The sequence below is a fragment of the Thiohalorhabdus sp. Cl-TMA genome, assembly GCF_041821045.1.
In the GTDB taxonomy this organism is placed as follows: domain Bacteria; phylum Pseudomonadota; class Gammaproteobacteria; order Thiohalorhabdales; family Thiohalorhabdaceae; genus Thiohalorhabdus; species Thiohalorhabdus methylotropha.
Genome location: NZ_JBGUAW010000001.1, coordinates 364,577 through 386,562 on the forward strand (window position 1 = coordinate 364,577; position 21,986 = coordinate 386,562).

At 69.3% G+C, this 21,986-nt stretch carries 17 protein-coding genes; 15 read left to right on the forward strand and 2 right to left on the reverse strand.

Annotated elements, in window-relative coordinates; translation table 11 throughout:
* Window positions 1-105: 105 nt before the first annotated feature.
* The 6 genes from ACERLL_RS01670 to ACERLL_RS01695 all read left to right on the forward strand — a co-directional run bounded on the left by ACERLL_RS01670 (window position 106) and on the right by ACERLL_RS01695 (window position 9,094).
* The gene (locus tag ACERLL_RS01670) at window positions 106-588 is read left to right on the forward strand and encodes a hypothetical protein (protein WP_373654319.1); all 483 of its coding nucleotides are present in this window, start codon (window positions 106-108) and stop codon (window positions 586-588) included.
* 16 nt (window positions 589-604) lie between these two features.
* Entirely contained in the window at window positions 605-1,090 is a 486-nt protein-coding gene (locus ACERLL_RS01675) for a VIT1/CCC1 transporter family protein (RefSeq protein WP_373654320.1), read from the forward strand.
* Window positions 1,091-1,295: 205 nt separating this feature from the next.
* Window positions 1,296-4,520, forward strand: a complete 3,225-nt coding sequence (locus ACERLL_RS01680) for a carboxypeptidase-like regulatory domain-containing protein (protein WP_373654321.1) — start codon at window positions 1,296-1,298, stop codon at window positions 4,518-4,520.
* Between the two features lie 123 nt (window positions 4,521-4,643).
* Complete coding sequence (locus tag ACERLL_RS01685; RefSeq protein ID WP_373654322.1) at window positions 4,644-7,160, forward strand: TonB-dependent receptor plug domain-containing protein; 2,517 nt, start codon at window positions 4,644-4,646, stop codon at window positions 7,158-7,160.
* Window positions 7,161-7,285: 125 nt separating this feature from the next.
* Entirely contained in the window at window positions 7,286-8,215 is a 930-nt protein-coding gene (locus tag ACERLL_RS01690) for a hydrogen peroxide-inducible genes activator (RefSeq protein ID WP_373654412.1), read from the forward strand.
* Between the two features lie 135 nt (window positions 8,216-8,350).
* On the forward strand, window positions 8,351-9,094 hold the full coding sequence (locus ACERLL_RS01695) for a glutathione peroxidase (protein ID WP_373654323.1): 744 nt from the start codon (window positions 8,351-8,353) through the stop codon (window positions 9,092-9,094).
* A gap of 71 nt (window positions 9,095-9,165) precedes the next feature.
* On the opposite strand, the gene ACERLL_RS01700 is transcribed toward ACERLL_RS01695, so the two are convergent.
* Both ACERLL_RS01700 and ACERLL_RS01705 read right to left on the reverse strand, forming a co-directional pair.
* Window positions 9,166-9,960 (reverse strand): SDR family NAD(P)-dependent oxidoreductase, encoded by a 795-nt coding sequence (locus ACERLL_RS01700; RefSeq protein ID WP_373654324.1) that lies wholly within the window; start codon window positions 9,958-9,960, stop codon window positions 9,166-9,168.
* Between the two features lie 213 nt (window positions 9,961-10,173).
* Window positions 10,174-10,812 (reverse strand): helix-turn-helix domain-containing protein, encoded by a 639-nt coding sequence (locus ACERLL_RS01705; RefSeq protein WP_373654325.1) that lies wholly within the window; start codon window positions 10,810-10,812, stop codon window positions 10,174-10,176.
* A 270-nt stretch (window positions 10,813-11,082) separates the two neighbouring features.
* On the opposite strand from ACERLL_RS01705, the gene ACERLL_RS01710 reads away from it, so the two are divergent.
* From ACERLL_RS01710 to amt, 9 genes are all read left to right on the forward strand, one after another.
* On the forward strand, window positions 11,083-12,321 hold the full coding sequence (locus tag ACERLL_RS01710; RefSeq protein ID WP_373654326.1) for an FAD-dependent oxidoreductase: 1,239 nt from the start codon (window positions 11,083-11,085) through the stop codon (window positions 12,319-12,321).
* A 9-nt stretch (window positions 12,322-12,330) separates the two neighbouring features.
* A complete protein-coding gene (locus tag ACERLL_RS01715; protein WP_373654327.1) occupies window positions 12,331-12,597 on the forward strand; it encodes a sarcosine oxidase subunit delta in 267 nt (88 codons plus the stop codon).
* A complete protein-coding gene (locus ACERLL_RS01720) occupies window positions 12,584-15,481 on the forward strand; it encodes a 2Fe-2S iron-sulfur cluster-binding protein (protein ID WP_373654328.1) in 2,898 nt (965 codons plus the stop codon). Before ACERLL_RS01715 ends, ACERLL_RS01720 begins: the two co-directional genes overlap by 14 nt.
* Window positions 15,481-15,999 (forward strand): hypothetical protein, encoded by a 519-nt coding sequence (locus ACERLL_RS01725; protein WP_373654329.1) that lies wholly within the window; start codon window positions 15,481-15,483, stop codon window positions 15,997-15,999. The genes ACERLL_RS01720 and ACERLL_RS01725 overlap by 1 nt, the downstream gene beginning before the upstream one ends.
* Window positions 16,000-16,009: 10 nt before the next feature.
* Entirely contained in the window at window positions 16,010-17,344 is a 1,335-nt protein-coding gene (gene glnT, locus ACERLL_RS01730; RefSeq protein WP_373654330.1) for a type III glutamate--ammonia ligase, read from the forward strand.
* A gap of 27 nt (window positions 17,345-17,371) precedes the next feature.
* Complete coding sequence (locus ACERLL_RS01735) at window positions 17,372-18,268, forward strand: class II glutamine amidotransferase (protein WP_373654331.1); 897 nt, start codon at window positions 17,372-17,374, stop codon at window positions 18,266-18,268.
* A 22-nt stretch (window positions 18,269-18,290) separates the two neighbouring features.
* A complete protein-coding gene (locus ACERLL_RS01740) occupies window positions 18,291-18,998 on the forward strand; it encodes a GltB/FmdC/FwdC-like GXGXG domain-containing protein (RefSeq protein WP_373654332.1) in 708 nt (235 codons plus the stop codon).
* Window positions 18,995-20,320: an FMN-binding glutamate synthase family protein gene (locus ACERLL_RS01745; RefSeq protein ID WP_373654333.1), complete on the forward strand. Its 1,326-nt coding sequence runs from the start codon at window positions 18,995-18,997 to the stop codon at window positions 20,318-20,320. Before ACERLL_RS01740 ends, ACERLL_RS01745 begins: the two co-directional genes overlap by 4 nt.
* Window positions 20,321-20,630: 310 nt before the next feature.
* Window positions 20,631-21,968, forward strand: coding sequence for an ammonium transporter (amt, locus tag ACERLL_RS01750; protein ID WP_373654334.1), 1,338 nt, complete (start codon window positions 20,631-20,633; stop codon window positions 21,966-21,968).
* Window positions 21,969-21,986: the final 18 nt, after the last annotated feature.

Here is a 21,986-nt window from a genome sequence, read left to right on the forward strand (position 1 = left end):
CTCGGCACTCGCGGACCGATCCGGGAAAGGGTGCCGTAGTCCAGGGGCTGCATGCCAGGGCTGGGGCCACTTCCAGAGGTCTCTCCCGTCAGAAAGGCCGGGGCGATGCAGTCGAGTCTGAAAGCCGGTCTCCATTTCGGTCTGACTTCCGGGGTGATCACCACCCTGGGTCTGGTGGTGGGCCTGCACGCGGGCACGCGCTCCCAGCTGGCGGTGATCGGCGGGATCCTCACCATCGCGGTGGCGGACGCCCTTTCCGACGCCATGGGGGTGCATGTGTCCCGGGAGGCGGAGGAAATCTACCTCGACCGGGAGCTCTGGTTGGCCACGGGGGCCACCTTCGGCGCCAAGCTGGTGATCGCCCTCACCTTCCTGGTGCCGGTGGTGCTCCTGCCGCTGCCCTGGTCCATCCTGGTCAGCGTGGTTTGGGGGCTGGGCCTGATCACCGGGCTGAGCTACCTCATCGCCCGCTCCCGCCGGGTGGCGCCCGCCCGGGTGGTCCTGGAGCACCTGCTCCTGGCCTTGCTGGTGGTGGGGATCGCGTACGCCCTCGGGCTCTGGGTAGCCCGGTATTTCGGCATGCCGTAAGCGGGAGGAGCGCGCCTTGGGAAGCGATCTGGGAATCGGCCTGCGCTTCGGTCTTAACTCCGGGGTGCTCACCACCCTGGGCCTGGTGGTGGGCCTGCACGCGGGCACCGCCTCTCTGCTGGCCGTTGTCGGCGGGATCCTCGCCATCGCGGTGGCGGATGCCCTGTCGGAGGCCCTGGGCATGCGCATGTCCATGGAGGCGCAGACGGAGGACGGCTCCCCGAGACAGCCGTGGGCGGCCGCCGGCGGCGTATTCGCCGCCAAGTTCGCCATGGCGGCCTCCTTCCTCTTCCCCGTGCTCTTCCTGCCACCGCGCGCCGCCGTTCTGGCGAGCGTGGTCTGGGGGCTCGGCCTGCTCGCGGGGCTGAGCTACCTGACCGCCCGGAGCCGGCGAGTACCGGCGGCTCCGGCGGTACTGCAGCATCTCGCCCTGGCCGCCGGCGTGGTCGGGGCCACCAACCTCCTGGGGCGCTGGACGCCCACCCTCCTCAAAGTCCTCTAAAGCGTACTGATCCGGCCCTGCCGTAGAGCAATTTCCCGGTCCGGAAGCCGAAGCCCGGGCTTGTCCTTTCCGGACCGAGTACTGTCGGGCCAGAAGGCCTGTCCGTCCCGGCTATCCATTGAATGAAAATGATATTGATTACCATTTAAATATTGGGTATTTTGCTCCTCCGGTGGTCCGTAAAAGCGCGAAAGGAGGAGCGGGCATGCGGGAATCGGGAGTACTGAGCCGGATCATGGCAGGCGTCCTCGCGGCTGCCACCCTGATCATCGCCGGGTGCGGCGGTGGGGGCGGCGGTTCGTCGTCGGGCGGGACGGGATACACGGTCAGCGGCGTGGTGACCGATCCGCCCGTGGAAGGGGCGGCCGTCCGTCTGGAGGATGCGGACGGGGACGTGCTAACCCTGATCGAGCGTACGGACGCGCGAGGACGCTTCAGCTTCAGTCTCGACGGCCCGCCCCCTTCCGGTGCGCGGATCGTGGCCCGCGGCGGGGTGGACACGGTGACCGGGCAGGACTTCCAGGGACTGGAGCTGTCCGCGCCCTATGACGCCGATAGCGGCAAGAGCCACGTAACCCCGCTGACCACGCTGGTGGAGCGGCGCATGCAGAAGCGGGGCGCATCGCTGCAGGACGCCCGGAGCCGGGTTGCCGACCTGCTGGACCTTGATCCGGCCGCGGTCACCGCGGATCCGGCGGGCGACGCATCCGCGCAGCGGGCCAGCATGCTGGCCGCCGAGCTGCTGGTGGCCCTGCGTGGATCGGAGGAGCCCTTGGCGCGCGCCGCGGAGGCCCTGGAGGGCAGCTCCGGCCAGTTCGATCAGGCGGCGGCCGCCCTGTCGGGCGATTCGGACCTTTCCTCGCGGATCCGGGAACGTCTGGAAGGCGTCGAACGCCGGGCCGAGGCCTTGATGGATAGGCCCGCGGGCTCCGGAGCCTCCGCCCAGGAGATCATCGCCGCCCTCGGGCAGATCAATATCCGGGACGGCCTTCGGACCTATCTGGAGGACCAGGGACTGACCCCCGATGACGACCAAGTGGCCACCCTCGCGGAGGCCATCTGGCAGGGCGCGGGCGGGACCGCCGCCCCGGCCGGCAGCCCGGCGCTGCTCAACTCGATCCGCTACATCCTGGACCAGCACGGCATCGCCGCGGCGGACCTGGCCACTTCCGGCCAATCCCTGCCCACCGGTGCCGTCGCCGCGGACTCGGTGCTGCCGAGCCTCATGGCCTCGCGGGTGATCGACCACACCATTCCGCTGGCTTCCGGCGAGGCCCTGGGCACCGACAACCAGGTCCGCCTGGACTACTTCTTCCGGTCCGACGTTTCGCCGTACTACCGGACCGAGCAGCTCATCAGCGACGTCTACGACGATGGCGCGCGCGACCCGGTCTACGTGAACGTGGCCGCCGGCCTGGCCGGTGCCGGCCTTCTTGAGCAGGCCGAGCTGGTGCTGCAGGCCAACATCTTCCAGCCTCCGCAGCGAGCCGAGGCCATGCGGCAAGTGGGCAACGCGCAGCACGCCATTGGCGATACCGAGACGGCCCACTCTTACTGGAAGGATGCGCTGCGCACTTACGAGGACTATTTCGATAGCGCTCGGGGCGACGTGGAGAACATGACCAGCGATGACGCCAAGTTCTTCCAGAATCTGCGGAGTAGCTTCAGGCGTGGCGGCTACGACGAGGATGCCGATCGGGCCATGGAGCTGGTGCGCTCCTTCATCGATGCCAACGGAGGCTCCTACACCACCGCCTATGGCCGGCTTACCACCGCCGCCCGGGACGCCGCCGAGGACGCCGTGGCGGCCATCGAGGAACAGGGCCCGGACAATGGCAGGCAGGAACAGGCCGAAAGCGCCCTCGACCTGTTCGGAGACGCGGTATACGGGCTCGGCACTACGGGAGTGGCATGCAACCTGCGCTCGATGCATCTGGTCGACTACGCCGATCTGGCCTTGCAGTTAGCGGACCAGACTGCGGCAAGCGAAGCGGTTACCGATTACGAGTCCCTGGCGACGGGAGCTACCGGTGACTGCTCCGGTTTCGCTGTCGGCCGGGCCGGGGACATGGCCTCCGTCTATGGCCGCCTGGGGCTGGTCTCCGAGTTCAACGATCTGGTGGACAATTATGTGGAGCCGGCGGACGCGGATGACGCCGCCGAGGCCCGCGCCCGGTTGGCCGTCTACGAAGCCCTGGACATGGCCCGCAATGGCAACGTCTCGGCGGCGATCACCACCGTTGAGGACGCCCAGGAGAACATCCAGGCCCAGATCGAGTACCTGACCACCGTGGGCTCCGGTGGCGGCCGCGGTGGGCGACCCTACCTCGCCCGGCTCCTGTGGCAAGAGGGCGAAAAATCCGCCGCCCGGCAGGTAGCCGACGCCGCTTGGGGCCTGGCCGTCTCCGATGGCTATGCCCAGGAGGCCAGCGATGCTCCCGGGACTTTCGTGGGGCAGGGCTGCCGCAAGGTGGCGCGGCTCTACGAGTGGCTGGAGCAGCCCGAAAAGGCAAAGAGCCGCGCACGGGCCTGCGCTGACCGGGCCCAGGAGGTTTTCGCCGGGTCTACCACCGACAACCAGGCGAAAACGGCCGAGCAGCTCGGCTATCTCCACCTTTGGGTGGGGTTGACGGACGAGGCCCTCGCCTTTTCTGACAGCCTCTACGGGGTTGGCTCCTACCTTGCCGAGGCCGAGGAACGAGTGAAGAACCGGCGGCGAGTGGCCGAGCTGCGCAGCAGTGCCGGGGAGACCGCGCGGGCAATGCAAGCCCTGAAGGAAGCGGTGGCGAAGCACCTGCCGCGAGTCGCCAGCACCAGCGGCGACGACGAGGCCCTCGTCGATGCGCTGTACCAAGCCCGGTGGACCGCGCGTGCCTATCTGGACATTGTCACCGACGTCCGCGAGCGGGTCACCGAGAACGGCATGGCCTCCCAACAGCAGCAGGATTGGGTGGACGAGGCGCGCGGCCGCGTATCCGCCCTGTTGACCGACGGCGGAAATCTGTCGGGCTGGGCGGGCGCCCGGGCCTTCCTGGATGCCTTGAACGATCCGGAAGAGCGCGCCGACACGGGCTCTTTGGTGGTGGGGCTCCTGGCCGCCGCCCGCGACTACGACAATGCCGAGGAGCTCGCCCGTGCCGCTGAGCAGGATCCGGTGCGCAATGCTCGCCTCGTCAAGATCGCCGAGGGCCTGGGCGGCCAGACGATCGATATGGACGGCATCGTTGGCGTAGAGGGCTGGGACGACTTCCCCGGCACCAACGTGGCCCACTACGACCACGACGGCGACGGCGAGCCGGATTTCTTCAGCAAGCAGAGCACGTCGAGCGAGCGGGCCTCCTCCGCGCTGCGGCTGGACACCGACATCGACGGCGACGGCGATCCGGACACGTCCGACCGGACGCCCTACTGCGATACCTGCCAGACGTAACCGGGCGCAAAGCCCGCTCGGAGCACGCGGGGCAAACCCTTGCCCCGCCCCCGGCTCCGCGACGGCTCCACAGCGGCGATATCGCAAGGCACTTCCGCATTCCCCAGGGACGCCAATCCGCTGATGAACATCCCACCGATCGATGGATCGCCGGCCTCGTTGCGCCTCCTTACGCCCTTGTGGCCCGTGCTGGTGGCCGTGCTCTTTGCACCCGCCGCGGAAGCGGAGGAGGCTTCCAGCGGCTCCGGCCCGGAGTCCACGCAGCTGGAGGACATCGACGTCCGGCCACAGGCGTCGACGCCCCTGTCCGGTGACGACACGGGCGCCGGGGGCTACAGCTTCGACCGGGAATACCTGGAGCGCTTCGGCGGCCTCGACGGCAGCCTGGATGGCGTGCTGCGCATGGTGCCCGGTCTGCAGTTCGGGGAGGAGGCCCGGAGCGCCGATTCGGCGTCCGATCTCCGGCCCGAGTCCATCTCCATCTCGGGCGGGCGCTACTATCAAAATCAGTTCCTGCTCGACGGCATGAGCATCAGCAACCAGCTGGACCCGGCCGCGGATAACTCCAGCGCCATCAACGACGTGCCGGGGCACGAGCAGTCCCAGTTCATCGACAGCTCGCTGCTCGGCGAGGTGCGCGTTTTCGATGCCAACGTGCCGGCGGCGTACGGCGGTTTCACGGGCGGCGTGGTGGAGATGGAGACCCGGCGTGCCGGACCGGAGCCGGAGGCGAGCCTCTCCTACAGCACCACGCGCAGCGACTGGGTGGACTACCGGGTCTATACGGAGGACTGGGACGGCGGTGGGCGGCCGCCGGAGGCGCCCGATACGCCCACCTACCGGCGCGACCGCGTGGCGCTCAGCTATGCCGCGCCGGTGGGCGAGGCCTCCGGGGTGGTGCTGGGCCTGAACCGCGCCATGTCGCGCGAGCCGGTGGTCTCCCTGGGGGAGACGCGCACCCAGCGCCAGCTCAACCACAACGCCATGGCCAAGCTCACCACCCCGGTGGGCATGGACGGCCTGCTGGACGTGAGCGCCACCTACGCGCCCTTCCGCAGTGAGCGGCTCACCAAGGACGCCCGCGAAAGCGCCTACACCATTACCGGCGGCGGCTACGGACTGAGCGCCACGCTGGACTACATCGGCGACCGCCTGGACCACGAGTGGGAGCTCGGCGCCAACTACAGCGAGAACAGCCGCTCGGCGCCCAAGGACTTCTTCAACTGGGCCAACACCCGCAGCCGCGACTGGGGCCGCCGGGCGGATGTGGGCAAGAGCCGCGAGGGCGGCTTCGGGGACCTGGACAAGTATCAGGCCAGCGTCACGGGCCAGTGGCGCGCCGATACCGGAAAACACTGGGTGGGTCCGGTGGGCCTCCGGCACAGATTCGGCGCCAAGCTCAGCCACCGGCGCTACCGGTTCCGCCGTGAGGAGACCCTCTACATCTACCAGGACGCGGTGGTGAATAGCGCGGTCCAGTGCCGCGGCAACGACTACGACTGCGTCCAGGAGGAGCAGTACTTCTCGGGCCGCAACGTCTACCAGGCCGACGACGTCTCCGTGGCCCTGAACAAGGGAGCGTTATTCGGCGAGGCCACCTTCTCCTACAAGCGCCTGACCACCACCCTGGGTCTGCGCTACTCCTACGACGACTTCCTGCAGAACCACAACCTCGCCTATCGCTCCCGGGCCACCCTGGACCTCTTCGGCGATCGCGGCACGGTCCTGCGCGCCGGGCTCAACCGCTACTACGGCGCCGCCCTGCTCACCTACAAGCTGCGCGAGGCCCGTAAGCCCTACTACCGGCAGTACCGGGGCACCGAGCAGAACGTGGTGGGCGAGTGGCAACGGGATGCCGGCCAGGGCAGCTACCGGTACGTATTCGACGGGCTGAATACCCCCTACAGCGACGAGCGCATGCTCGGCCTGGAGCAGGACCTGTTCGGTGGGCGGTTTCGTCTACAGCTGGTGGAGCGCCGCAACCGGGACGAATTCGCCCGCACCACCACCCCGACCCGGCCCGACGGCTACCGCTATTACCTGATGAGCAATAAGGGCAGCAGCCGCTACCGCGGCATCTCCGTGGGCTGGTACGCGGAGCTCGGCTCCACCCTGGTGAACCTTCACGCCAGCTACTCGAAGACGGAGACCAGCAACGCCGACTACGAGGATCCGGTGGACGACACCAGCCCCAGCGATCACGTCTATTACGACGGCAAGCGCATCCGCTACGGAAAGCTGGACGTGCTGCGGAAGGATTTCGCCCGTCCCTGGGTGGCCAACCTGGCCCTGACGCAGCCCATCGGCGAGCGGCTGACGGCCAGCCTGAGCACGCGCTACCGGGGGCGCTACACCAACATCGTCAGCACCGGCGAGACGCGGCGCGGTGAGCAGGTGGACAACGGCAGCGGCGGAACCACCTACGAGCAGCTGGAGGTCTACGAGCAGACCACCCGTCCTGCCACCTTTATCAGCGACCTCAAGGTGACCTACGAGCAGCCCATCGTCGGCAGCCACACGGTCACGCTCCAGGCCCAGATCAAGAACCTCTTCAACCAGCGGACCCACACCGTTGCCGAAGGACAATCGGGCGTCGAGATGGGCCGGTACTACTGGCTGAGCGCCCGTTACGGGTTCTAGCCGGATCGTTGCACGCCGGTGGGAGGGCTTTCCGATCCCCTTGAGCTTAGGGGCTTTCTCCCGAGGCGGGGGGTGCCATAATGCCGGGTCCGGCAAACGTCTATCCGATACGAGGCAGGAACATCGTGACCCTGGCCGAGCTCAAGTACATTGTCGCCCTGGCCCGCCACCGGCACTTCGGCCGGGCCGCGGAGGCGGCCTTCGTCAGCCAGCCCACGCTGAGCGTGGCGGTGAAGAAGCTGGAGGATTCCCTCGGCGTCACGCTCTTCGAGCGCGGCACCCGGGAGGTTACGCCGACCCCCATCGGCGACCGCATCGTGGCCCGCGCCCAGCGGGTGCTGGAGGGGGTGGACGAGATCGCCGACCTGGCGCGGGCGGCCCAGGATCCCCTGGCGGAGCCGCTCCGCATGGGTGCCATCTACACCGTGGGTCCCTATCTGCTGCCCCACCTGGTGCCGCGCATCCACGAGCAGGCCCCGGACATGCCGCTGGTGGTGGAGGAAGGCTACACGGAGGGGCTCACCGAGCGCCTCCGCAACGGCGAGCTAGATCTCCTATTCATCTCCCTGCCCTTCGAGGTGCCCGGCGTGGTGACCCGCGCCCTCTACGAGGAGCCGTTCAAGGTGGTGGTCCAGGCCGCCCATCCCTGGAGCCGGCGCGAGACGGTGAACCGGGAGGAGCTGGGCGAGGAGACGGTGCTGCTGCTTGACGACGGTCACTGCTTCCGCGACCAGGTCCTGGCAAGCTGCCCGGAATGCCGTCCGGAGAAGGGGCAGCCGGAGGGCATGCGGCGGACCATCGAGAGCAGCTCCCTGGAGACCATCCGCTACATGGTGGCCAGCGGCCTCGGCGTCACGGTGATGCCCTGTACCGCGGTGGGGGGCGAGCTGTTCTCCCAGCGTCTGTTGGCCCAGAAGCGCTTCTCCTCCGGCGCGCCGACCCGCCAGGTGGCCCTGGCCTGGCGGGAAAGCTTTCCGCGGCCGGAGGCGGTGACCACCGTGGCCGAAGCCGTGCAGGGCTGCCCGCTGAGCTGCGTGCGATTTCTTGATAGCTAGTAGCTATAGCTTTTATTGCATTAATTCATTTTTGTAATCCCCGGCCCTTGGCTAGGATGATCCTTGCATTCGGGCCACGGCCCGATCCCCAAACGAGCCCGCAAGCGAATCGCATAAGAAACGAGGTAAACGGAAATGGCCGACAAGCGAGAAGGACAGCGTGTACCCCAGGTGACCTTCAAGACCCGGCAGCAGGGCGACTGGGTGGATGTTTCCTCCAGCGAAGTCTTCGACGGCAAGACGGTGGTGGTCTTCGCCCTGCCCGGGGCGTTCACGCCCACCTGCTCGGGATCCCACGTGCCGCGCTTCAACGAGCTGGCCCCGTCGTTCCGGGCCAACGGCGTGGACGACATCGTATGCCTCTCGGTGAACGACGCCTTCGTCATGAACGCCTGGAAGGAAGACCAGGGCGCCGATGAGATCACCTTCCTCCCCGACGGCAACGGCGAGTTCACCCGGGGCATGGACATGATGGTGGACAAGGACGACCTCGGCTTCGGGCCGCGCTCCTGGCGCTATGCCATGGTGGTGCGCGACGGCGTGATCGAGAAGATGTTCGTGGAGCCGGACGTGCCCGGCGACCCCTACGAGGTCTCCGACGCCGACACGGTGCTCGACTACCTCAATCCCGAGGCCGAACGGCCCACCGTGGTGACCCTGTTCACCAAGCCGGGCTGCCCGTACTGCGCCCGGGCCAAGGCCGACCTCGAGAAGCACGGCGTGGACTACGAGGAGGTGGAGCTGAGCCGGGAGGTCACCATCCGCTCGGTGCGCGCCATCTGCGGGGCGGAGACCGTGCCCCAGGCCTTCGTGAGCGGCGAGCGCATCGGCGGCTCCGAGGCCATCGCCGAGTGGCTGGAGAAGCGGAAAGCCGCCTGAGCGGCATCCGGCCCGGAAAGGAAGCCCCGGGGCAGGTCCCCGGGGCTTTTCTCGTCTTGACCGCCGTCGGTCTAGGCGATGGAGCGGATGAGGCCCCCTTCCACGCGCAGCGGGGCACCGGAAGTCCCCGATGCCTGGGGTGAGCAGGCGTAGACGATCATGCTCGCCACCTCCGCCACGTCCAGAGGTCGTCCGATCAGGCTGTCGGGCCGCTTCTCCCGCACGAATTCCCGGCCCACCTCCTCGACGCTCTCGCCCGTCTCGCCGGCCTGCCGCTCGAAAAACTCCCGCAGGCTCTCCGAAAGCGTCGGTCCCGGCAGCACGGAATTGACCGTCACCCCGGTACCGCGGACGCGCTCGGCCAGGCCGCGCGCGATGCTGAGCTGGGCCGTCTTGGTCATGGCGTAGGGGATCATGTCCTCGGGAATGTGCAGGGCCGACTCGCTGGATACGAAGACCACCCGGCCCCAGCCGGCCTCGGTCATGCCTCCGAGGTAGGCCCGGGTCAGCCGCACCCCGCTCATGACGTTGACCTCGAAGTATTGCTGCCACTCCTCGTCGCTGTACTCCTCGAAGGGCTTGAAGCCGAACATGCCGAGATTGTTGACCAGGATGTCGGCGCGCGGCTCGGCTTCGGTGAGCGCCCGCACTCCCTCGGTGGTGGCGAGATCCGCCGCCACGCCCGTGGCGGCGGCTTCGGGGCGATGCTCGCGCAGCGCAGACAAAGCCGCGTCCACCCGGGACTGGGTGCGTCCGGTGACGACGACCCGGGCTCCGGAATCGGCAAGCCCCTCGGCGACCGCGAAGCCGATGCCGGCGGTGGAGCCGCTGACGATGGCGGTCTTTCCGGACAGGTCGATCTCCATGGTGGCCCTCCTGAAAAATGTCGTAACTCTTCGGGGAAAATTCAGGGAGACGTAGGCGGGTGGCATCCGACCTATCGGGATTGGACCCCTCGGGTAGGGCCCCGTTTCCGCGGACAGGCCGGAGCCCAGCGGCCTCGCCGATAGTGTCCGGTCGGTAGTCGGGTCGGCGGCGGTTTCGAAGTCGATGTAAGCGGCGCCCGCCTCCCCGCCGGCTCATTCCTCCCCGTAGTTCAGCACCGAGAGGAAGCGGATCGGCACCTCCAGGAGGGCCTCCGGGCCGTGGGCTACCTCGCCCTCGAAGGTCAGGCTGTCGCCGGGGCCCACCTCGAACAGCTCGTTGCCCACCCGGTAGACCATTCGCCCCTCCAGGAAGTGCAGGAACTCGGTGCCCGGGTGGGAGAAGGTCGGGAACACCTCGCTGGCATCGTCCAGGGTCACCAGGAAGGGCTCGAAATTCTGCCGGGGACCGCGCCGGTGGGCGAGCAGCCGGTAGGTGTGGCCCTTGTCCGTGCCCCGCCCCACCACCTCCATGCCCTCGTCGGCGCGCACCAGCTGCGCCGCCGAACCGGTCTGGTCGTAGTCGGTGAACAGCCGCGACAGCGGCAGGCCGATGGCCTCGCAGAGGCGGCTCAGGGTATCCAGGCTGGTGGAGACCTGGGCATTCTCGATCTTGCTCACCATGCCCTGGCTGATGCCGGTTATGCGGGCCACGTCGGCGATCTTCAGGCCCTGGCCGCGCCGCTCCTGGCGGATCCGGGTGCCAATGTAGGCCTCCAGCTCCAGCCGGGAGCGCCCCGTTGTTCCCTGAATAAGCCCCTCGTCCACGTCCTTCCCCTCTGTTGGCTCCGTCATGGTGCGCCGTGGCCGGACTCTGCACCGTCCCGGTGCCCGAGCTCCGGGGTGGCGGTGCTCCGCTTAGAAGAGCGGCCAGCCGCCCCGGGGCGGGTCGGAACGGAATTAACCCAACAAAACAGTATCTTGAGTACTGCTGTTCAAGTCTTCCTCCGGGATATCCCCGGGTTGGCAAGCCGTTTGCTTTCCTGAAGGTAAACAAAGTTTCCCATCAGGAAAACCGGATGCCCACAGCCAACCCGATTCCAATCCTACCGGAGGAAAGCCCCCATGCCCTGGCGGCTGCTTAAGCGGGGTCTGGTGGGGGGGCGCGAGCCCCGCTTCTTCCCGGAGGAGCGGCCGCTCAAGTCCCGCTACGACGTGGTGATCATCGGCGGCGGCGGGCACGGGCTGGCCTGCGCCTACTACCTGGCCAAGGAGCACGGCATCACCGACGTGGCCGTGCTGGAGCAGGGGTATCTCGGCGGCGGCAACACGGGGCGCAACACCACCATCGTGCGCTCCAATTACCTGACGCCCGAAGGGGTGCGGTTCTACGACACCAGCCGGCGCCTGTTCGAGGACCTCTCCGGCGAGCTGGACATCAACCTGTTCTACTCCACCCGGGGCCACTACACCCTCGCCCATTCCGACGGCGCCCTACGCACCATGCGCTGGCGGGCGGAGGTGAACAAGCACCACGGCGTCGACAGCCGGGTGGTGGACCGGACGGCCATCGCCGCCGACGTGCCCTTTCTGGACCTGGACTGCGGCGGCCGGAGCCCGGTGCAGGGTGCCCTCTACCATGCCCCCGGCGCGGTGGCCCGCCACGACGCGGTGGCCTGGGGCTTCGGCCGCGGCGCGGCCAACCGGGGCGTGGAACTCCATCAGCAGACCCGGGTCACCGGGATCCGTACCGAGGGTGGCCGGGTGGCCGGGGTTTCCACCAGCCGGGGCGACCTCGAATGCGGGGCGGTGGTGTCCGCGGCGGCCGGCTCCACGCCGCGCATCACCGACATGGTGGGCCTGCCCACGCCCGTCCGCGTCTTTCCCCTACAGGCCTGCGTGAGCGAGCCGGTGAAGCCCTTCCTGGACACCATCGTCGTTTCCGGAAGCCTGCACGTGTACGTGAGCCAGTCGTCCCGGGGCGAGCTGGTGATGGGCTCCGCCGTGGACCCGGCGGTACTCCACTCGACGCGCTCCTCCTTCGAGTTCGTGGAGGGGCTGGCCGACCGGCTGCTCGACCTCTTCCCCTTCGCCGCGCGCCTGCGGCTCATGCGCCAGTGGGCGGGCATGGCCGACATGACACCGGATTTCGCCCCGGTCATGGGCACCACGCCCGTGGCGGGCTTCTACCTGGACGGCGGCTGGGGCACCTGGGGCTTCAAGGCCACACCGGCGAGCGGCATGACCATGGCCTGGACCGTTGCCAACGGACGCAATCACGAGCTCATCGAGCCCTTCCGCCTCTCCCGCTTCGACGATCTGCGCCTGGTGGGCGAGCGCGGCGCGGCCTCGGTGGGGCACTAGGAGGCTGCCATGAGATTGATCGAAGTCTTCGGCCTCGGCAAGCGGCCGGCGAGCGAGCTCGATTACGGCGGCGAGGCGCGGCCGCCTTCCGGGGAAACCGAGACGGGGTCCATTGGTACCAGGGTATTCCCCGGCAGCGGCGGTCCCGGCGTCCGCAGGGAGTGGTGGTTCCACCGTCCCACTGGGCGGTGGCTGGTCTTCGAGCGGGATACCGGCACGGACCGGTTCCTGCGCCAGATCCCCCTCGCGGAGGTGCGGCGCCATGCTCCGGCTTAGCAGGAAGCCCCGCGAGTGGCTGGACCGGACGCGGACCGTGCGCTTCACCCTGGAGGGGCGCACCTACCGGGCCCACCCCGGCGATACCGTCACCTCCGCCCTGTGGGCCAACGGCGTGCGGGTGCTCGGGCGAAGCTTCAAGTACCACCGCCCGCGTGGCGTGCTTTCCGCGGCCAACCACGACGTCAACGCCCTCTATCAGAACGCCGGGGCCACCCATATCCGCGCCGACGTGACCCCCGTGCGTGAGGGAATGGTCCTGGAGCCGGTGAACGTCGGCGGCAGCCTGGCCAGCGACCGCAACCGGATCCTCGACCGGCTGGGCCGGTTCCTGCCGGTGGGCTTCTACTACAAGTCCCTGCACCGGCCCAAGTGGCTGTTCCCGTTCTGGGAGCGGCTGATCCGCGGTAAGGCGGGACTGGGCGAGGTGGATACGGGCTGGCCGGCGGACCGTGCCCCCAAGGCCCACGCCTTCTGCGAGGTGCTGGTGGTGGGCGCCGGGCCAGCCGGGCTGGCCGCCGCCCTCCATGCGGGGGATGCAGGGGCGGAGGTGCTGCTGGTGGACGAGAATCCCCACGTCGGCGGCAGCCTGGATTACGAGTGGGTGGGCACCACCGTGGCCGACCGCGAGCGGGCGCGGCTCGTGGAGCGGGTGAGCGCGCATCCGCGGGTCACGGTGCGGACCTCCAGCGTGGCCCTTGGCCATTACGCCGATCATCAGGTCCCGGTGGCCGGCCCGGAGGGCATCAGCAAGGTCCGGGCGGAGGCGGTGGTGCTGGCCACCGGCGTGCTGGAGCAGCCCGCGGTGTTCCGCAACAACGACCTGCCCGGGGTCATGCTGGCCTCCGGCGGCATGCTGCTCCTGCACCGGTTCGGGGTGGCGCCCGGCCTGCGGCCGGTACTGCTGGTGGCTAATGCCGAGGGCTACCGCGCCGCCCTGGCCTTGATCGCCGCCGGCCTGCCCCCGGAGGCGGTGCTCGACTGGCGGGTATGCGGCGAGCCGGAACGGGGGCTGCCCAAGACCCTTCAGAACTTCGGCGTGGAGGTGCGGGAGGGCTGGACGGTCCGCGAAGCTCACGGCAGGGAGGCGCTTGCCGGCGTCACCGCCGTCCCCGCGAACCGTGCCGGGGCCCCGGGCGCGCGCCAGGGGGTCCGGATCGACTGCGACGCCCTGCTCATGAGCGTGGGCTGGGCGCCCGCCGGCCACCTGCTCTATCAGGCGGGCGGTACCTTCTCCTACGACCACAGCCTCCACCAGCCGGTCCCCCATCGGACCCCGCACGGCGTCTATCCCGCCGGACGGCTCAACGGCGTGTTCGTCCTGTCGGAGCAGCTGGCGGATGGCCGCCACGCGGCGGAGCGGGCCCTGGCGGCGCGAACCGGGGCACCCGACCCGGGCGTCTCCCCGTACCGGGCGGCGGAGCCGCATTCCCACCCCTGGCCCATCGTGCCCCATCGCCGAGGCCGCGACTTCGTGGATTTCGACGAGGACCTCCAGTTGAAGGACCTGGAGCAGGCGGCCGCCGAGGGTTTCGACAACATCGAGCTGCTCAAGCGCTTCTCCACCGTGGGCATGGGGCCGAGCCAGGGCAAGCACGCCAACATGAACGCCATCCGCATCCTGGCCCGTTGGCGCGGCCAGGGAATCGACGAGACGGGGACCACCACCGCCCGCCCCGTTTACCACCCGGTGCCCCTCGGCCACGTCGCCGGACGGCGGCTGCGGCCGTGGTGCACCGGCCCCTTCCAGGCGTTCCACGAGGCGCAGGGGGCCGCCTTCATGGAGGCGGGACCCTGGCTGCGCCCGGATTTCTACGGTCCCCGGAAGGCCGAGGCGGTGGCCGCCGAGGTGGCGGCGGTTCGCCAAGGCGTGGGCCTCATGGACCTCTCCCCCCTGGGCAAGATCGAGGTGCTCGGCCCGGATGCGGCCCGCTTGCTGGAAAGCGCCTACACCTCGCGCCTCGCCGACCTGCGGTCGGGACGCAGCCGCTACGCGGTGCTCACGGACGAGACCGGGGTGGTGCTGGATGACGGCGTCGTGGGCCGGCTGGCCGCGGATCGTTTCTACGTCACCGCCACCACCAGCCACGCCGAGGCCACCACCAAGCTGCTGCTGCGCCACGCGGCGGAGCGCGGCCTGGACGCGCACGTGGTGCCCCGCACCGGCCAGCTGGCCGCCCTGAGCGTGGCCGGTCCCGGCAGCCGCGAGCTGCTGCAGCCCTTCACCGACCTCCCCCTGCACGAGCCGGATTTTCCCCGCCAGGGGATCGCCGAGGCCCGGGTGGCGGGGCATGCCGCCCACCTTCTGCGCTCGGGATTCGTGGGCGAGGTGGCCTTCGAGGTCCACTTGGCGCCCGAGGCCGCCCGGACGGTCTGGATGGCGCTGTGGCGCGCCGGGGGGGAGGCGGGCGGCATCCGGGCCTTCGGCGTCCAGGCCCAGCGGGTGCTGCGCCTGGAGAAGGGACATCTGCTCGTGGGCCAGGACACGGACGGGCTCACCACCCCCTTCGAGGCGGGCCTGGGCGGCCTGGTCCACCTGGACAAGCCCGCCTTCACGGGCCGGGAGAGCCTGGCGCTGCTGAAGGAGCGCCGGGAGCGCCGGCTGGTGGGCTTCACCCTGCCGCCCGACGCGCCGCTTCCCGAGGAATGCCATCTGGTGATCGTGGACGGTGCCATCGCCGGCCGCGTCACCAGCATCGCTTTCAGCCCCACCCTCGGCCACCCCATCGGCCTGGCCATGGTGGATGCCGAGCTCGCCGACAGCGGGGCGCCCCTCCCCATCCGCCTGGATGACGGCGGCTTGGTGACCGCCCGCCCCGCCCCGAAAACCTTTTACGACCCCCAGGGCCGCTGCCTGGGGGCCCACGCCGAGGAGGCCTGCTGATGTCCGAAGAGCTCGCGGCACCGCTGGTGCTGGAATCCCTTCCCCACGCCGCGCTGCGCGAAGTGGTTGGTCCGGGCGCCGAACGGGTCCTGCGCATGGCGGGCTGGCCGCAACCGGACGCCGAGCTCACCGCCCTTTCCAACGAGCGCGGCCTGGTGGCGCGGACCGGCGTCAACGGCTACCTGCTGCTGCGCTGGGACGGCGAGGAGCCCGGCCTGGGCAAGGGCGCCTCGCCGCCCTGGGTGCTGACCCGGTCGGACCGGGCCCTGTGGCTGCTCGGCGACGATCCGGCCGGTGTGCTGCGCGAGGTCTGCGAGCACGACTTTCGCGGCTTCCCGCTCGACGGTTGGCTGATGACGGAGGTGGCGGGTGTTGCCGCCTGGTGCGCCCGGCCCCGGTCCCGCCCGGAGGGCCTGCTGCTCGGCTGCGACCCGTCCCACGGCGACTATTTCCGGAACACCCTGCAGGGCGTGATCGACGACCGGAACGGCTCCGGCGCCCTACCCGCTGACCCCTAGGAGGTGGACCATGCTGTCCGATGAGCTGCAAAGCTTTCTCACCGACAACGATATCGAGTACGTCCTCGCCCAGTTCGTGGATATCCACGGCGTGGCCAAGACCAAGGCCGTTCCCGCCCAGTGCCTGGAGACCATCCTGGAGGACGGCGCCGGCTTCGCCGGGTTCGCCGTCTGGGGCCTGGGACTGGAGCCGCACGACCCCGATTTCATGGCCGTGGGCGATCCCGCGACGCTGACCCGGGTGCCCTGGCAGCCGGGCTACGCCCGCATCGCCTGTACCGGCCACGTCAACGGCGCGCCCCATGCCTGCGACTCCCGCTTCGTCCTGCAGCAGCAGCTCGCCCGGCTGGCGGAGCGCGGCTGGCACCTGAATACCGGGGTGGAGCCGGAGTTCGCCCTGCTGAAGCGGGACGAGTCGGGGAGGCTGCGGCCCGTGGACGAGAGCGACGACCTCACCAAGCCCTGCTACGACTACAAGGGCCTGTCGCGGTCGCGGGTCTTCCTGGAGCGCCTGGTGGGCAATCTCCGGGAGGTGGGCTTCGATGTCTACCAGATCGACCACGAGGACGCCAACGGCCAGTTCGAGATCAACTACACCTACAGCGACGCCCTCACCTCCGCCGACCGCTTCACCTTCCTGCGCATGGGGGCGGGGGAGATTGCCGAGGACCTGGGCATGATCTGCTCCTTCATGCCCAAGCCGGACGGCAGCCGCACGGGCAGCGGCATGCACTTCCACCTCTCCGTGGAGGACGGGTCGGGCGCCGACCTGTTCCACGACGACGGCGACCCGCAGGGCATGGGGCTGTCCGAGACGGCCTACCACTTCCTCGGCGGCCTGCTGGCCCACGCCCCCGCTCTGTGCGCCTTCGCCGCCCCCACCGTGAACTCCTACAAGCGGCTGGTGGTGGACGGCTCCGCCTCGGGGGCCACCTGGGCGCCGGCCTACATCACCTACGGCGACAACAACCGCTCGGCCATGGTGCGGGTGCCCTACGGGCGCCTGGAATTCCGGCTGCCCGATTCCGGCTGCAACCCCTACCTGGTCACCGCCGCCCTCATCGCCGCCGGCCTGGACGGTGTGGAGCGGCACCTGGATCCCGGCCCCGCCCAGAACGTCAACCTGTTCACGCTGAGCCCGGAGGAGCGCCGGGCCCAGGGCATCGAGCTGCTGCCCCAAAACCTCAACGAGGCGTTGGCGGCGCTGGAGGCGGACCCGCTGTTCGCCGAGCGGCTGGGCGACGGCATCGTCAACGAATTCCTCCGGGTCAAGGGCGCGGAGTGGACCGAATACAGCCGCCACGTGAGCGACTGGGAGCTGGCCCACTACGCCGAGTTCTTCTAGGCCCGGAGCGCGAAAGGAGCGAGACGCATGTGTGGAATTGCCGGCCTTTTCCTGAAGAACCGGGCGCTGGAGCCGGAGCTGGGGGCCCTGTACACCCCCATGCTCACGGCCATGACGGGGCGGGGTCCCGACAGCGCGGGCTTCGCCGTCTACGGCGACGAGGTGCCGGAGGACTGGGTGAAGCTCACCCTGCAGCATGCGGACCCGGATTTCCCCTGGGAGGAGATCGCCGAAGGGCTGGAGCGGGACCTGGATGTCCCGGTGAAGTGGTTCCGCAACGCCGACGTGGCGGTGCTGAAGACCGGCGCCGGGGAGGCGGCGGTGCGGTCCTGGCTGGAGGATCGGCAGCCCGGGATCGAGGTCATGAGCGTCGGCCGCGGCATCGAGATCCTCAAGGGGGTGGGCCTTCCCGGGGAGATCGCCGAGCGCTACGGCCTGGCCCGCATGCAGGGCAGCCACGTGGTGGGCCATACCCGCATGGCCACCGAGAGCGCCGTGGACCTGGCCGGGAGCCATCCCTTCTCCACGGGGCGGGACCTGTGCCTGGTGCACAACGGCTCCCTCTCCAATCACAACCGTCTGCGGGATTCCCTGGAGCGCCGGGGGCTGTCCTTCGCCACCTACAACGATTCCGAGGTGGCCGCCGGCTACCTCACCTGGCGGCTCGCGGAGGGGGCGGACCTCCAGGAGGCCCTGGAAACGGCCCTCACCGACCTGGACGGGTTCTACACCTTCACGGTGGGCACCCGGGACGGCTTCGCCGTACTCCGCGACCCCATCGCCTGCAAGCCCGCGGTGCTCGCCGAGACCGGGGACTACGTGGCCATGGCCTCGGAATACCAGGCCCTGGCGCACCTGCCGGGCATCGAGGCCGGCGAGGTCTGGGAGCCGGAACCGGGGCGGGTTTATGCCTGGCACCGCTAGCGGAACAGCAGAGGAGAAGGCAATGAAGACCATTAGTCTGGCGGAGACCCCGGTGCGCGAGCTGAATCGCCAGCTCCAGGAGCAGGCCGCCCATTTCCGGGAGCCCGATTGGCGGATCACCGATCCCGGCGGCCGGCACGCCCTGGCCGTGGGCCTCGACGCTCCCCTGAACGTCACCATCGACGGCCACGTGGGCTACTACTGCGCCGGCATGAACCAGCAGGCGCACGTCACCATCAACGGCATGGCCGGCGTGGGCGTGGCCGAGAACATGATGTCGGGTAGCGTTCGGGTGCGCGGCAACGCCTCGCAGTCCGCCGGCGCCACCGCCCACGGCGGGCTCCTGGTGGTGGAGGGGGATGCCTCCGCCCGCTGCGGCATCGCCATGAAGGGCGTGGACATCGTGGTGGGTGGCAGCGTCGGCCATCTGAGCGCCTTCATGGGTCAGGCCGGCCGCCTGGTGGTATGCGGCGACGCCGGCGAGGCGCTGGGCGACTCGCTCTACGAGGTGGACATCTACGTGCGCGGGTCCGTGCGGTCGCTGGGTGCCGACTGCGAGGAGAAGTCCATGGGCCCGGAGCACCGGGCCGCCCTGGCAGAGCTGCTGGAGGCGGCCGGCATGGATCACGATCCGGCCGGATTCCGCCGTTACGGCTCCGCCCGCGCACTCTACAACTTCCGGGTGGACAACGCCTTCGCCGGCTACGGCGAGGAGGAAATCGAATCATGAGCGAGCAGCACAAGCGGCCCGGCATGCGGGAGTCGGCGAGCTTCGACCGCGACGTCATCGCCGAGATCCAGCGCGCCGCCGATACGGGCATCTACGACATCCGGGGCTTCGGCGCCAAGCGCGCCGTGCCGCACTTCGATGACCTGCTGTTCCTGGGGGCCAGCATGTCGCGCTATCCCCTGGAGGGCTACCGGGAGCGCTGCGCCACGGACGTGACCCTCGGCACCCGCTATGCCTCCCAACCCCTGGAGCTGGACATCCCGGTGACCATCGCCGGCATGAGCTTCGGGTCCCTCTCCGCGCAGGCCAAGGAGGCCCTGGGACGGGGCGCCAGCGTCGTGGGCACCTCCACCACAACGGGGGACGGCGGCATGACCGCCGAGGAGCGCGGCCAGTCGGACAAGCTGGTCTACCAGTACCTGCCGTCGCGCTACGGCATGAATCCCGACGACCTGCGCAAGGCCGACGCCATCGAGGTGGTGCTCGGCCAGGGCGCCAAGCCCGGCGGCGGGGGCATGCTCATGGGCCAGAAGATCAGCGACCGCGTGGCGGAGATGCGCACCCTGCCGAAGGGTGTGGACCAGCGCAGCGCCTGCCGACATCCCGACTGGACCGGCCCCGACGACCTCGCCATCAAGATCGAGGAGCTGCGCGAGATCACCGGCGGCGAGAAGCCCATCTACATCAAGATCGGCGCCACCCGCACCTACTACGACGTGAAGCTGGCGGTGAAGGCGGGCGCCGACGTGGTGGTGCTCGACGGCATGCAGGGCGGTACGGCGGCCACCCAGGAGGTGTTCATCGAGCATGTGGGCATCCCGCTTCTGAGCGCCCTGCCCCAGGCGGTGCAGGCCCTGCAGGAGCTGGACATGCACCGCAAGGTGCAGCTCGTGGTTTCCGGGGGTATCCGCAGTGGCGCGGATGTGGCCAAGGCCATGGCCCTCGGCGCCGATGCGGTCTCCATCGGCACCGCCGCGCTCATCGCTTTGGGCTGCAACCATCCCCGCTGGGAGGCGGAGTACCGGACGCTGGGCACGGCGGCGGGCTTCTACGACGACTACCACGAGGGCCGGGACCCTGCCGGCATCAGCACTCAGGATCCGGCCCTGGCCCGGCGCCTGGATCCCGAGGCGGGCGGCCGCCGCCTGGCCAATTACCTCCGGGTGCTGACCATGGAGGCGCAGACGCTGGCCCGGGCGTGCGGCAAGTCCCATCTGCGCAATCTGGAGCCCCAGGACCTGGTGGCCCTCAATGTGGAGGCCGCCGCCATGGCGCGGGTGCCCCTGGCGGGTACGGGCTGGGTGCCCGGGGTCGGCGCGTAGGGACCCCCGTGCCTGTTGCACCAGATTGGGGCGGGCGGCCGAGCGCACCGCCCTGTAACGGGGAGCGGCAAGGAGGGCGGAAAGCCGGGAAAACGGCTAAACACTTTGATTTTTATGAGTTTATAAAAGTTGGTACGAGAATTTCATTAGGGACGGTGAATTCCTTTAATTCCGGGGCATGGTCCGGACCCGCAACCCAGGAGCAGTCCCCCATGAAACGTCTCGGTTCCAGGAGCACAAAGGCACGCCGGCGGCGGCCGTCCCGCAACCCTACAAACGGGGTAGTCGCCCCGGCAGGAGGTAAGAAACCATGGAAGGAATGATCGCGCAGTTGGCGTATGCGCTCGACACGTTCTATTTCCTGATGTCCACGGCGTTGGTCATGTGGATGGCGGCCGGTTTCGCCATGCTCGAGTCCGGGCTGGTGCGCAGCAAGAACACCGTGGAGATCCTGAACAAGAACATCCTGCTCTACGGCGTCGCCACCATCGTCTACGGGGTGATCGGCTACAACATCATGTACCCCGGGGATCCGGTGAGCAGCTGGCTGCCCGGTGCATCCCTGTTCCTCGGCGCGGATCACTCGGTGGACGCCGTGGTGGCTGGCGGCGAGGGCGCGCCCTACTACTCGGCCATGTCCGACTTCATCTTCCAGGCGGTGTTCGCCGCGGCCACCATGTCCATCGTTTCCGGCGCCGTGGCCGAGCGCATGAAGCTCTGGTCCTTCCTGGTGTTCGCCGTCTTCATGGTGGCCTTCATCTATCCGGTGGAGGGCTACTGGAAGTGGGGCGGCGGCTTCCTCGCCCAGCTCGGCTTCCAGGACTTCGCCGGCTCCGTGGTGGTGCACATGGCCGGGGCCGCCGCCGCACTCGCCGCGGTGCTGCTGATCGGGCCCCGCAAGGGCAAGTACGGGCCCAACGGTGAGGTGCGCGCCCTGCCCGGCGCCAACCTGCCGCTGTCGGCACTCGGCATGTTCATCCTGTGGATGGGCTGGTTCGGCTTCAACGGCGGCTCCGAGCTGAAGATCGCCAACGTGGAAGAGGCCAACGCCGTGGCCCGGATCTTCGTCAACACCAACGCCGCCGCGGCCGCGGGCATGGTGGTGGCGGCGCTCCTGAGCCGCCTGCGCTTCGGCAAGACCGACATCACCATGAGCATCAACGGCGCCCTGGGCGGCCTGGTGGCCATCACGGCCGAGCCCCTGCTGCCCTCCATGGGCCTGTCCCTGCTGGTCGGCGGCATCGGCGGCGTGGTGGTGTTCTTCTCGGTGCTGGCTCTGGACCGGGCACGGGTGGACGATCCGGTGGGCGCCATCTCCGTGCACGGCACCTGCGGCATCTGGGGCATCTTCGCGGTGCTGCTGACGCACCCCGACGCCACCTTCCTGGGCCAGCTCATCGGCACCGGCGCCACCTTCGCCTGGATGTTCGCCGCCTCCGCGGTGGTCCTGCTGGCCATCAAGGCGGTCATGGGCCTGCGCGTGAGCGACCAGGAGGAGCTGGAGGGCATGGATGTCCACGAATGCGGCATGCTCGGCTACCCCGAGTTCATGCCCGGAGCCGCCGCCTCCGAGCCGGAGGGCGAGGACCGGGACGGCGCGGTCAGCCGCCCCGTTGGCGGCGCCCAGCCGAGCCTGGGAGCTTCCTGAGGCGCCTTTCGGCGATCT

Excerpts from the sequence above, each read along its gene's own strand:
- ACERLL_RS01705 (WP_373654325.1), bottom strand. The coding sequence starts at position 10,812 with ATGACGGAGCCAACAGAGGGGAAGGACGTGGACGAGGGGCTTATTCAG.
- ACERLL_RS01685 (WP_373654322.1), top strand. The coding sequence starts at position 4,644 with ATGAACATCCCACCGATCGATGGATCGCCGGCCTCGTTGCGCCTCCTT.
- ACERLL_RS01695 (WP_373654323.1), top strand. The coding sequence starts at position 8,351 with ATGGCCGACAAGCGAGAAGGACAGCGTGTACCCCAGGTGACCTTCAAG.
- ACERLL_RS01725 (WP_373654329.1), top strand. The coding sequence starts at position 15,481 with ATGTCCGAAGAGCTCGCGGCACCGCTGGTGCTGGAATCCCTTCCCCAC.
- ACERLL_RS01745 (WP_373654333.1), top strand. The coding sequence starts at position 18,995 with ATGAGCGAGCAGCACAAGCGGCCCGGCATGCGGGAGTCGGCGAGCTTC.
- ACERLL_RS01740 (WP_373654332.1), top strand. The coding sequence starts at position 18,291 with ATGAAGACCATTAGTCTGGCGGAGACCCCGGTGCGCGAGCTGAATCGC.
- ACERLL_RS01735 (WP_373654331.1), top strand. The coding sequence starts at position 17,372 with ATGTGTGGAATTGCCGGCCTTTTCCTGAAGAACCGGGCGCTGGAGCCG.
- ACERLL_RS01670 (WP_373654319.1), top strand. The coding sequence starts at position 106 with ATGCAGTCGAGTCTGAAAGCCGGTCTCCATTTCGGTCTGACTTCCGGG.
- ACERLL_RS01720 (WP_373654328.1), top strand. The coding sequence starts at position 12,584 with ATGCTCCGGCTTAGCAGGAAGCCCCGCGAGTGGCTGGACCGGACGCGG.
- ACERLL_RS01715 (WP_373654327.1), top strand. The coding sequence starts at position 12,331 with ATGAGATTGATCGAAGTCTTCGGCCTCGGCAAGCGGCCGGCGAGCGAG.
- glnT (WP_373654330.1), top strand. The coding sequence starts at position 16,010 with ATGCTGTCCGATGAGCTGCAAAGCTTTCTCACCGACAACGATATCGAG.
- amt (WP_373654334.1), top strand. The coding sequence starts at position 20,631 with ATGGAAGGAATGATCGCGCAGTTGGCGTATGCGCTCGACACGTTCTAT.
- ACERLL_RS01700 (WP_373654324.1), bottom strand. The coding sequence starts at position 9,960 with ATGGAGATCGACCTGTCCGGAAAGACCGCCATCGTCAGCGGCTCCACC.
- ACERLL_RS01680 (WP_373654321.1), top strand. The coding sequence starts at position 1,296 with ATGCGGGAATCGGGAGTACTGAGCCGGATCATGGCAGGCGTCCTCGCG.
- ACERLL_RS01710 (WP_373654326.1), top strand. The coding sequence starts at position 11,083 with ATGCCCTGGCGGCTGCTTAAGCGGGGTCTGGTGGGGGGGCGCGAGCCC.